This is a genomic window from Lacipirellulaceae bacterium, from assembly GCA_040218535.1.
In the GTDB taxonomy this organism is placed as follows: Bacteria; Planctomycetota; Planctomycetia; order Pirellulales; family Lacipirellulaceae; genus Adhaeretor.
Window position 1 is genome coordinate 309407 of the sequence record JAVJRG010000005.1, and the last position, 12082, is coordinate 321488.

Sequence of the window (12082 nt, forward strand, 5' to 3'; positions counted from 1 at the left end):
TATGGAATAGGGTGGCTGGGGACGAGAGTAGCGAGCCCCCAGTCGTTGGGTTTGCCTCGTTGATTTGCTGGGGACTCGCTACGCTCGTCCCCAGCCACCCTAAGAGTCCTCACCAGCCTCAACGTATTCCGGTCGCACTAATCTCCGAGCTACGCTGATTCATCTTGTCCGCAGGCAGAATCCGCCCTGGGATGCCCTGCCCGAAGTAACCAGCTGACGGCGCCATGACACGTTGGACCGCTTGGTTGGTGTTCTCGCCTTTCTGCATCCTTAGGTGATGCGGAGGCCCTTGAGTGCGGCGGCGTTGCCAAACGACTTGGCCATCGATTTGTAGTTCCAGTGTGTAAAGCCGTTCAGTCACAGAGACCTTATCCGGCTTGCTGCGACGCAAGCCCACATGAAAATCCTCGTAGAGCATTTCGCGACGTTCGCCAGGCTCGGTACGCGCGACCAATACAGCCGATGCGTTTTCGCCGATGACATAGCCCGCATCTTCGAGATCGCGGCGGAGTTTCTCCTCAACTTCCTGGCGGACACTGCGGGCACCGCTAGCCAAGTTGTCTATCAGTTCGAACTCCAAAGAGATCGCGTCTCCTGATTTGAGTACCACTTCGTCGTCGGAGATCGATTTCACGCCGACGTGTGGAAGGCGTAACGGCAAAAGGACTTGGTTGTTCCCCGAACCCAACAGATACCAGTTGATACCTGCGGCATGAGCCGTCTTGCTGGCTGAGTGCTTATACTTCCAGACGGTCATTTGGCTGGGGACATGCACTAAGTTCCCTCCGCCCAAGAGTAAATGCTCGTTGTCCGTCCAGGCGATCGTGCTACCGCTATCGGGAACATAAAGCGTATCGAACACCTCGCCCGTTTCGAGGTTCATCAGGTCAACCTGATTCCCGTCGAGTCCTGCGAGCAGTTGCCCAGAGGGATCGAAAGCAAGCGCTTTGTGCCGTCGTCCCTGTGGGAGTGCCACCTGTTGCAGGGGCTCACCCGTGGCAGCATCAAGAATGTAGACGGCTTTTGAATCGGCAATAGCGAACTGATTCAGCCCAGGGCTCAGCGCACCGCTGCTCATGCCATTGAGCGTTAGCGTGTAGATCGCTCGGGCGGATTCGACTTCCCAGACGGTGATTGTTTGACGACCGACGGTTGCTAAGAGATTGTCGTTAATCCACGTCAGATCTTGGATGTCTTTGAAGAACTCCTCCTTGAAGGGACGCCAACTGATGGCGTGCGAGAGTCCGTTAGAGCCAAGGTTGTAAATGTCGACCGTTTTCTTGTCGTGGCTCTTCCCCTCGGTCACTGCCGCGATGCGAATCCCCGAGGGAGACATCGTCGCCAGCTTGAAACCCGCAGGCAGGTCGGTAATCTCCTGGACTTTGCCGGTCCCCAAATTGCAGATCTGAATACGCGCTTCCTTTGAGTGAACCCCGGAGCCTCCCATACGCGAGACGAGCGCGAACTCGCCGTTGGGCGACACGGTAAAGCTCTCAATGTCCTCAAAAAAGCCTTTCTTGCCGCCAAGTCGCATTGCCCGCAGACGGCGAGACGATCCAGAATCGAGACCTGGGTCCGGAATGAAAGAGCCGCTAGTCTGGGTGCCCAGGACGACTTGCTCGACGCTGGAAAAGTCCGCCTTGGAGAGTACTTGGCCACTAGCGCTGCGTGCGACGGCATTCGGGTCGGCGCGAATCATCCGTAGCGAGCGACTGTTTCGCGAGACGCTGTCGATATCATCTTCGCCGTCGAACATCACCTTCAGCCAGTGACCATCCGCGCTGATGACGGTGCCTCGCTTCAATTCCCCAAAGCTCTCGACCTCGATGATATCGCCCTTCAAGTACTCTCCCGGTTCGCGCTTCACTGGCGCTGCCGCGAACTCCATGTCGATCGAGCTATTGCCAAACGGGTTATCCGGATCGGAGTCCCCGAGGCTGACTCCTTGGGACAGGCGCTTCACTTCTTCCTGATCTCGCTCGCTCAGCTTGTCCAGCGGAAAGGAAATCACCTTGTTGTCCTCTCTTCGCAAACGGACCTTCCCGTCGACGAGTTCCATGAATGTGGCTCGGATCTTATGCTTGCCCGTGGAATCGACCCAGGTACGCGGTTTGGGTTTGTCTTCCTTAGCAGCATTGCCGCTTCCGAAAGTGACACTCCGCTCAGTGGTCGTATTGCCGTTATTCGTTCGTGTGCTGTAGCTATAAGAAAAGCTGCGACTGTTACCGTTCTTACTGCCTGAGGTCGTGCCGCCTCCCGATTGGCCCTTCACGAGATCACGCACATAGCGTTGATCGTCCTTGCTGAGCTTAGAGAGCGGTACCTTGACCGTCGTTCCATCAGACTTCCTTAGCTCCACCTTGCCGTTGGCATATTCCAGAAACTCCGCTTCCACTTTTTGCTTCCCTGACTTATCACTCCACGTGCGAGCCTGAGTACCTGGCACGAAGAGTAGGCACAAGACGAGCGCGCCGGCAAGTCGAAGTGAAGTCACAGGCAGTTGGTTGTGTCGCAGCATCGAATCAATCCTGTAGTTCAAGACAATTAATTCCTGGCGGTCTGCTTCTCACGCTCACGAATAATTGCAAACGATCGCACAGCCGCTTCACTTACTTCTCTGGTTCCTGATTTGCGAGCTAGCCGCAGCGCCTTGAAGCACTTCTCCGTGCCGACTTTCCCGAGCAATTCAACGGCCGCCAAGCTAACTTTAGCATCCTGGTTTGGGGCCGCCTTGATGAGTGCGTCTTCAGCGACGGGGCCCATGTTGCGGAGGCTTTTCACCGCTTGGTCGTGGCTGGTGCGATTGCCGAGGAACTTCACAACCGCGTCGGCACCCTTGGCATGAGGGTGCTCGCCAAGTCCTACGAAAATTGCTTCCTCTGGACGATTGCTATCCTGCTCGAGCAACTTGATCAGCAGCGGCACGCTGTGCCGTCCACCCCAGTGCACCATACCTTTGACGCCGTCAGCTTTCCGCCGGCGGTCTTCAAAGGCCATTTTTTTGAAGCCTTTGGCGATCCGCTTTTTTAACTCGATGTCTTTGATCGCTTCAGTATCAAAAGTGAGCAGCGTCTTGATCGCTTCGTCGCGATGGCGGGCTTCTTCATCCTCGAACAAGCCGACCAGCGTTTCGTGGTAGTCCGGAGCACTCGGCTCGGCTCGGCGATTCTGATGCGCAATAGCCGCCTCTCTGGCCAGTCGTTCCTCCTCGCGCTTCGCTTGTGCCATGGCGCGTTCTTGCTCACGCTTCTGACGAGCCTCGTCCTGTTTCCTTAGCCGCTCTGCTTGCTCCTCAGCCAGTTTCTTCTCTTCTGCTTCACGTTCCGCCTGCATGCGTGCTTGAACCTCAGGGGAGGTCAGGTCTTCTCCCTGGCCGGCGATTGTTATTTCTTGGCCTAGATCGAGTGTGATCTCTCCCTTCTCAGGGACTTTCTCGGTAATTGTGCCAAAGGTTAGCGATGCCACAAACTCGTCGTAGCTTTCCACCGGGCCGTAGGCCATGAGATGACCACCGTAGTTCTCAGGATCAGGCGCGTCGACGATCCTCCCTTCGCCGCCATTCGTTGCCTTCAGCTTCTGTTTCACTTCCTCGATCTTCGCGGGACTCGTATTCTGTAGCGTTAGCTCAACAATTTTCGAGGGACCGATGTTTTCGTACATGTCGGCCAAGTCTCTCGAAAATGTCAGGATCGACGCATCGCCACCCGCGAGTCCCGCTTCGACTTGCGTTTCTGCCAGCGCGAGCAGCATCTTGCACGAATGCAGCCGCATCTCGTCCCAGAACTCACTCGGCAGCCCACGCAGGATGTCGAGCCGAGCCCCTTGAATGGCGAACCTTCCCTGTACTTTGGCCAGATCGCGTTCGAGCTTGTTGATCGTGAACTTCTCTCCCCGCGTTTGTCCGTACTTCTTTTCGTGCTCCAACACCTCCTTGAGCGAGTCGATCATCTCTTGAAAGACACCGCCGAGTTCATCTTTGGCCTTGAGGGCTGAGGGCTCGTCTTTGACCGATTCCAAGAGATCAGCGGCGGCTTCAAAAGCCTTGAGCATCCGCTTTGCTTTACTCACGCCCCCACCGCAACCTGCAAGCAAGACGATGAGACAGGCGAATAGCAGAAATCCTTTGTTTCGTTGGCGGCATTTCGCTTTTGAAGATTTCATCATTGATAACCACAGAACTGATTAGCAGGATTAGAAACGGCGGGACGTCACCATTGCCAGCGAGGGCATTGCCGGCGAATGCGGCAAACCATCACCACGCTAGTCTATCACGACGGCCGGGGATTTGCACTTTTCAGCACGACGCAGCAGGGACCCACGGCCCCGAATTCTAATGCCTGCATCAGGTACTACCGGAAGAATGAGAAAAGGTTACAGCTTCGCCAGCGAACTCTCGACCGCCGCCAATTGCTGTTCGACCTCAGCCAGCTTTTCCCGCTGCTGCTGCACGACTTCCGCGGGGGCACGGCTGACGAAGTTCTCGTTATTCAGCTTGCCTGAGAGGCTTCCGATAAACTTGGTGAGCTTGTCGCGCTCGCCGGAGAGCCGTTTCTTTTCCGCCTCGACGTCGATAAAGGCGCTTACGTCAACGTAAACCTCAACGCCCGCCTGCTTGCCCGAGAGTGCCACGCTGGCCGAAGTTTCCGGCGGAGCGGCGTCCGGCCCAAGTGTCACACCCGTGGCACGGGCCATCTGCGTGAAATAAGGCTGCATCGCCGTCAGCCGGGCTGCTTGCTCGGCATCGCACTTCACGCTGAACTCAATCGCTTCCTTCTGCGGCACGTTTTGACGCGTGCGAATCTCACGCACAGCACTCAACACTGCCTGGAAGTCAGAGAACTGCTCGGCGATTGATTCGTCAATGTGCGAAACCTGCGCCTCAGGCCAAGGGGCGATGCAGACGCTCTCGGCGGTCGCCTCTCCCAGAGCCGCTGCCGTCAGGCCGCGGGTAGGCGCCACTTCCCCCAACAACTGCCAAACCTCTTCGGTCAAGAAGGGAATGAAAGGATGCAACAACCTGAGCAAGTTATCAAGCACAGCGGCAAGCACCCGCTGAGCCACGGCCCGCTGTTCAGGCACCGCAAACCGTGCTTTGGTCATCTCCACATAGAAGCTGCAGAACTCATCCCAAGCGAAGTCATAGAGCGCTCGCGATGCATCGGAAAAGCGGTAGTTCGCCAAGTCGTCGGTCACTTGCTGGGTGACCGTTGCCAATCGTGAGAGCAACCAACGATCTTCGAGCAGCAAGTCCTCATTGCCAACGGCTGCAGGTTCATAACCATCAAGATTCATCAGCGCAAATCGCGAGGCGTTCCACAGCTTGTTGCAGAAGTTGCGGCCCAGCTCAAACCGTTCGCTAGTGACCGCCCCGCGCTTGTGGGCCTTCTCCTCATCGGTCTGCGCCCATTGGGTGCTGAACGATGCGCCGCACTTGTCACACTCGACGACCGGCAGTGTGCGGTTCTTTTTCGTCTGCTTGAGATGCTCCTCGCAGTGCGGGCAAACAAACTCGACCGGCATCCGCACGTCTTGCGTTTCGGTCGTCAGATAAGCAATCCCGAACCGCAACGCGTCCGCTCCAAAGCGATCAATCACATCGAGCGGATCGACCCCATTGCCCTTCGACTTCGACATGGTTTCGCCATACCCGTCGAGAATCTTCGGGTGGATGTAAACTTCAGGGAACGGCACGCCGCCCATGTTGTACTCACCCATGAGTACCATCCGCGCGACCCACAGCGTAATGATGTCGCGCGAAGTCACCAGCGTGCTGGTTGGGTAGAAGGCCTTCAAGTCGTCGGTCTCGTCGGGCCAGCCGAGTGTTGAGAAGGGCCAAAGGGCGGAACTGAACCAGGTGTCGAGGACGTCGTCTTCGTGGAAAAAGCCACAAGATTCGAGCACAGATCTTGCCGATCCGACCTCATCGTTCTTGAGACACACTTGGAGATGAACATTTTCAACGCTTCTGAACTCGGGAATCTGTGCTTTACCATCTACTACTACAATTAGGATCCCGTTGATAGAGAAACACAGGTTAGAAGCTTCGATTTCCGGAGTGAGCGCTTGAACCAGTTCTATTAGCGTTGACCAATCTTTACTGGCGTTTCTATTCCAGGTAGCGCTCCAAACCGGAATCCGATGCCCCCACCAGAGTTGCCGTCCAATCGGCCAGTCGCGTTTCTCCCCAAGCCAGTCGAGATAACTCTTGCCATACCGCTCAGGAACAATCCTCGTGCGTCCCTCGGTCACGGCATCCATTGCTGACTGGGCTAGCTCGTCCATCTTGACAAACCACTGATCCGCCAAGTACGGCTCGATCGGCGTCTTGCTGCGGTCGCTGTGGGCGAGGTCGATTTCGCGGTCTTCGACATCGGTTTCTGGGTCGTGGAAACCATCCTCGGCCAGCGCGTTGCTCACTGCTTCGCGAGCCTTTTTCATTGTCAGGCCACGGAACTGCTCGGGCACACTATCCGCCAGCGTCCCGTCGGGGTTCATGATGTTGATCGTGCCGATGTGCTCGTTGCGTTGCCAAACCTCGTAGTCGTTCGCATCATGCGCGGGCGTGATCTTCACGCAGCCCGAACCTAGTTCCGGCTTCGCCCATTCGTCGGCAATGAGAGGGATCTCACGATCAGTCAAAGGCAGTTTCAACTTGACGCCGCGCTGGGCCATGTCGCGGAGCGTTTCAAGCTCCGCTAACTTGCTGCTGATGCGTTCAGCCAGAGCGTCAAGCTGCGCCTGAACCGCCTCCTTTTCTTTCTCCGGCGAAGAAGCAAGCTTGGCCTCTAGTTCTGTTTGCGTCTTCGCCAGCGCCGCCTTCGGGTCAGGGTGCACGGCAACCGCCGTATCACCTAGCATCGTCTCGGGCCGTGTGGTGGCAATCGTGACGAACTCAGGTTCGCCCTGTTTGGGGTCAATCACGGGATAGCGAAAGTGCCAGAAGTGCCCTTTGATCTGCGTGTGATACACCTCGTCGTCGGAAACGGCCGTCTGCAAGAACGGGTCCCAGTTCACCAGCCGCTTGCCACGGTAAATCTTGCCATCGGCGAACAGTTTGAAGAATGTCTCCCGCACGGCCCGCGCACATTGATCGTCGAGCGTGAACCGCGTTCGCTCCCAATCGCAACTCGCCCCAAGCTGCTTGAGCTGCCCAATGATCCGCTTTTCGTACTGCTCTTTCCACTTCCAAATCCGCTCGACGAGTCCCTCGCGCCCACCAATCTCGGGACTATGCCGCGTAAGCCCTTCTTCTTCCTTGAGTCGCCGCTCGACCACCGCCTGCGTGGCGATCCCCGCGTGATCGGTCCCCGGCTGCCAGAGGACCTCAAAGCCGGCCATCCGCTTCTGCCGCACAAGAATATCTTGCAACGTGTTGTTAAGCGCATGCCCCAAGTGCAACGCTCCGGTCACATTCGGCGGCGGAATCACGACGGAGTATGGTCGCTTTTCCCCCGAGAGAACCTTCTGCGGGTCCGCATGGAAGTAGCCCTGCTGCTCCCAATGGGCATACCACTTCTCTTGAGCGGCTTTGTGGTCGTATTGCGAAGGGAGTTGGCTGAAGTCGGTCATGGGGGGAGGAAGTATACAGTGTTCAGTTTTCAGTGTTCAGTTCGCAAGCCGGGAGCGTCAGAGCCCGGATAGCCTCTCGGAGAGAAAAGCGTTCTGGCTTATCGCGGAGCAAGCGCGGCGGCAAAACTCCATTCATCACTCCGCACTCATCATTGATCACTTCGACAAAGCTTGTACTCGATCGAGTCCACCAGCGCTGCCCAGCTTGCTTCGATCACGTTCTCATGCACGCCGACCGTGCCCCAGGCTTCGTTGTCGTCGCGAGACTCGATCACCACACGGACGCTGGCCGCGGTAGCCGCTTCGCTGTTGATGACGCGGACTTTGTAGTCGACCAGATGCATTTCATTAAGCTGCGGGAAGTGGCCGTTCAGCGCTTTCCGAAGTGCCGCATCCAAGGCGTTCACCGGGCCGTCCCCTTCGGCCACTTCGTGACGAACTTCGTCGTTAATCTTTAGCTTGACCGTCGCTTCTGTCACCGGCGTGCCGTCGGGATGGCGGTCGACATCAATGTGGTACTTAATCAGCTCGAAGTGCGGTTCGTGCGTGCCGGCCAGTTTCTTGAGTAAGATTTCGAACGACGCCTCGGCGGCCTCGAATTGGTAGCCTTGGTTTTCCAGCTCGACGACCTCTTTGAGGACGCGGCTCATCAGGTCTTTGTCCTGGTCGAGCTTCAGCTTCTCAGCGAGAGCCAGGATGTTCGAGCGGCCCGACAATTCGCTTACGAGTACGCGACGTTCGTTCCCCACGGATGCCGGTTCGATGTGTTCGTAGCTGCTGGCAGCCTTGGCAATCGCGTGGACGTGCATCCCACCTTTGTGGGCGAACGCACTTTGCCCAACAAATGGCTGTCCGTTGCGGGGCAGCATGTTGGCGATTTCGTAAACGTAACGTGACAGCTCGGTCAGTCTCTCTACTCCGCTACCGCCGAGCGCCTGATAGCCTTCTTTCTTGAGCGCAAGATTCGCCACAACGGAAATAAGATCGGCGTTGCCGCACCGTTCGCCGAAGCCGTTGATTGTGCCCTGCACGTGCTCCGCTCCCGCGTCGATTGCAGAGAGCGAGTTCGCCACCGCTAGTTCACTATCGTTGTGCGTGTGAATACCCAGCGGCTTGTCAACTTTCGCCGCAGCTTCTTTCGTGATCTCTGCAACTTCCTCCGGCAAGCTCCCGCCGTTGGTGTCGCACATAACGATGATCGACGCCCCCGCTTCTGCCGCGGCTTGAATCGTCTGCGGTGCGTAGTCGGCGTTCGCTTTCCAGCCGTCAAAGAAATGCTCCGCGTCGTAGATCACCTCTTTGCCCTCGGAGACGAAAAACTCAACCGTCTCGCGAATCATCGCCAGGTTCTCTTCGAGCGAAACACCGAGAACCTCGGTGGCATGAAAGTCAGAAGTCTTACCAACGATCGTCACCACGGGCGTTTCCGCTGCCATCAGGGCCAGCATCCCCGGATCGTCCTTCGCCATCACGCCTCGCCGTCGCGTCATGCCGAAGGCACACAGCTTCGCGTTGTTCTTGAGTGGTTTCTCATGCAACCGCTTGAAGAAATCCGCATCCTTGGGATTGGAAAGCGGATAGCCCCCTTCGATAAAATCGAAACCCAGCTCATCAAGCCGCCGAGCAATGAGCACCTTGTCCTCCAACGAAAAGCTCACCCCCTCGCCCTGGGCCCCATCGCGGAGCGTTGTATCGTAGATTTGGATGGTTTTCATCAATTTCTCTGGACGTGACCGTGGCTGGAACTCAGGCGCGAATCTCTGATTTTAGTTGGATTCGACAACTATTTGAAGGCGAGGCTTCTTGCTACTACTCGAAGCCAAATATGGCCAATAAACGCGGTCTGCAAGCGAATAACCCACACAATAGGAACCCTGGAGAGGCCCAGAGGTTCGACCCTGGAGTAGTTGCCACTTGGAATAAGCTACACTCTCGAGCTGGAAACTCCCCGCACTACGCTCATTAGCGAGCGTCCCTCGAGTATTAAGAAAGCGATTAAGAAAATGGTTTCTTCGACGATTCTGTTCATCGGTATTGTATTGGCAGGCCTGCTCGTTGCCGGCGCGTTTCAAGCCAAGAATCGGTCCGTCAGGGCAATAGGTATAGGCGCGGCGTTTGTGGTGTTGATGTTGTCCTTCGTTTTGGCTTCTTTCCGGCACGTCGGTGAAGATTCCATTGGCGTTGTGAGCAAGAGCATTGGTTTGAAATCACTTCCGCCAGGACAGATCATTGCCACCGATGGAGAAAAAGGACCACAGGCAGAGATTCTTCCTCCAGGCTGGCAGCCTTGGTACTGGCCTTTCATCTACGATATCGAGATGTACCCAGTCGTCGAAATTGAACAGGGACAAGTTGGCATGCTGACCGCTTCGGACGGGAAGCCGCTTCCGCCGGGGATGACCTACGCTCCCGAGTGGTCGCCGGAGACGCGTAAGCAGATGCTCACCGATGCTCGCTATTTCTTGACCGAAGGTGGCGGGCACAAAGGGCCACAAACCTCGGTGCTTAAGCCGGGGCTTCATCGCTTCAATCCGAAGTTGTTCAAAATGGAGCCTGCTCCGTTGCTGACGATCGGTAAGACAGAAGTCGGTGTGGTGAAATCAAACGTCGGCGATGCAGTCACGGACCGCGATCCCGAACTGGAGCGGGGCCAAGATCGCCTTGTCAGTAAAGGCCAACGTGGAATCTGGCGCAGTCCTTTGGAGCCAGGGCAGTTCTACGAGTACAGCCATTCAAAGGCTTACGAGGTGGAGAAAGTCTCAACCCAAGAGAAGATCGTTCACTACACAGCCAGTCAGGGGCAACGCTCTGACAGTAGTGAGGAACGTGAAATCATGGTTCGTACATCCGATGGTTTTACCTTCCCCGTTGATGTTCGAATCGCCTATGTGATCGAACCGCGTAACGCGCCATTGCTGGTTGCATCCGTAGGCGACGACCAAGAGGGGCTGAGACGCGTGATGAATTCCAAGGTCCGTTCGATCTTTCGCAACAACGCTGAAGATGTGAAGGCACTGAGTTACGTCCAACAACGTTCCGAACAAGAGTCGCAATCCCGCGATGCCCTCCAGGAAGAATTATCCAAAATTGGTGTTACGATTACCGATGTGGCTATTGGCGACGTTGGCGATGAGAAGACTCTTGGCCAACTCTTAAAAACACAGACGGACCGAGAAATCGCTCTTCAGGAGCAGGAAACCTTTCGAGAACAGCAGCGGGCTGCCGAGCAAGAGAAAGAGCTAACCCGTACGAAGCAAGAAGCCCAAGAAGAAATGCGTTTGGCCACTGCGAAATATGAAGTCCAAATTGCCGAGCAAGACAAGGAAAAGCAAATCATCGCCGCGGGGGCGGAGGCGGAAGCCGTGAAGATCAAGGCCGAAGCTCAAGCCGCTGCTTACAAGCAAATCGCTGAGCAAATCGGCAGCGGCAACGCGGCAATGATCGAACTGCTAAAGATCATAGGTGAGCGGAACATCTCGATCACGCCTCGCGTGATGGTCGTCGGCGAAGCCAACGGCAAGAGCGGCGACGCCCAAACCACGGCTCTGATTGGCACGATGCTCGACACAATGGTGAGCGAAGCTCCGAAGCCCAAAGCAGGCAGATGATTTTTTGTCAACGAATTGCGCGAATCACACGAATCGGTCTCGTGGTGTCCGAGCGACGTGTCCATCGGTGGCAATAAATCATACTTGAATTTTCTGCACGCTTCTTGCCATACTTCGCAGGCTTGTGTTGAGAAGACTCAGGCCTGGAGGACCTAGCTACTCTTTGAGCGTCACCAACTCATCCGCAGGACTCCGCACAGCGATCAGCCCGCGGAAGTGGAACTCTTGCTGGACCTTGTTGTTGTGCAACTGGAGGCCCAGGGGGCAGATTCTCAGGCGGCTGGGCTCTTCGGTGTAGTCGCAGACCAGTTGTCCGTTGCTGACGATGCGAATGCGATTTCCATTGACCAACATTTCCAGCTGGTTCCACTCGCCGAGCTTCTCATAAGGAGCTACATGAATCGGGTCCTTCTGTCCTGGTGGGGCAATGCGTCCTCGTCCGCCTGCATCGTAGATTCCCCAATCTTGGCAGAACATCAGCAGAGGCCCGTGAAAGCCAAACTTATTTCGCGGTGTCGATATCCTCTTTCCAAGTGCCGCGACTGCTGAGTGCATGATGTGGAAATCCTTACCCACCGATTGCTTAACTTCGAGCAGAAGTCGGAAGTTGCGAAATGAATCTTTCGTAAACAAGTAGGTACTCATCGGCACAACAACTCCTGGCGGATTGTGCGCCCTGATCGCACCGTCGTTAACGGAAAACAGCTCGAAGTTCCCCTCCCACCCGTCAAGATTCTTGCCGTTAAACAACGAGATCGCTTCTTCGCCCGCGGGAAGTTTCACCGACGCTGCCCAGTCGGCGGTCTCCTTCGCTTCGGTCAGGCAACTGAGGGATGCCGCAAAAAATAAAGAAACGAACGACGCGCGAAAGAACATGGCGAAGATTTCCGGTGGGGGGAGAGATC

General features: G+C 56.2%; 6 protein-coding genes. 1 reads left to right on the forward strand and 5 read right to left on the reverse strand.

Annotated elements, in window-relative coordinates:
• Positions 1-118: 118 nt before the first annotated feature.
• From RIB44_01470 to cimA, 4 genes are all read right to left on the reverse strand, one after another.
• Positions 119-2518, reverse strand: coding sequence for an SHD1 domain-containing protein (locus tag RIB44_01470; protein MEQ8615241.1), 2400 nt, complete (start codon positions 2516-2518; stop codon positions 119-121).
• 26 nt (positions 2519-2544) lie between these two features.
• Complete coding sequence (locus tag RIB44_01475) at positions 2545-4161, reverse strand: hypothetical protein (GenBank protein MEQ8615242.1); 1617 nt, start codon at positions 4159-4161, stop codon at positions 2545-2547.
• A 210-nt stretch (positions 4162-4371) separates the two neighbouring features.
• The gene (locus tag RIB44_01480) at positions 4372-7569 is read right to left on the reverse strand and encodes a valine--tRNA ligase (GenBank protein ID MEQ8615243.1); all 3198 of its coding nucleotides are present in this window, start codon (positions 7567-7569) and stop codon (positions 4372-4374) included.
• A gap of 149 nt (positions 7570-7718) precedes the next feature.
• Positions 7719-9284, reverse strand: coding sequence for a citramalate synthase (gene cimA, locus RIB44_01485; GenBank protein ID MEQ8615244.1), 1566 nt, complete (start codon positions 9282-9284; stop codon positions 7719-7721).
• A 288-nt stretch (positions 9285-9572) separates the two neighbouring features.
• Here cimA and RIB44_01490 point away from each other — a divergent pair, with 288 nt between their 5' ends.
• Positions 9573-11177, forward strand: coding sequence for an SPFH domain-containing protein (locus RIB44_01490; GenBank protein ID MEQ8615245.1), 1605 nt, complete (start codon positions 9573-9575; stop codon positions 11175-11177).
• A gap of 156 nt (positions 11178-11333) precedes the next feature.
• On the opposite strand, the gene RIB44_01495 is transcribed toward RIB44_01490, so the two are convergent.
• Complete coding sequence (locus RIB44_01495; protein ID MEQ8615246.1) at positions 11334-12053, reverse strand: DUF1080 domain-containing protein; 720 nt, start codon at positions 12051-12053, stop codon at positions 11334-11336.
• Positions 12054-12082 lie beyond the last annotated feature (29 nt).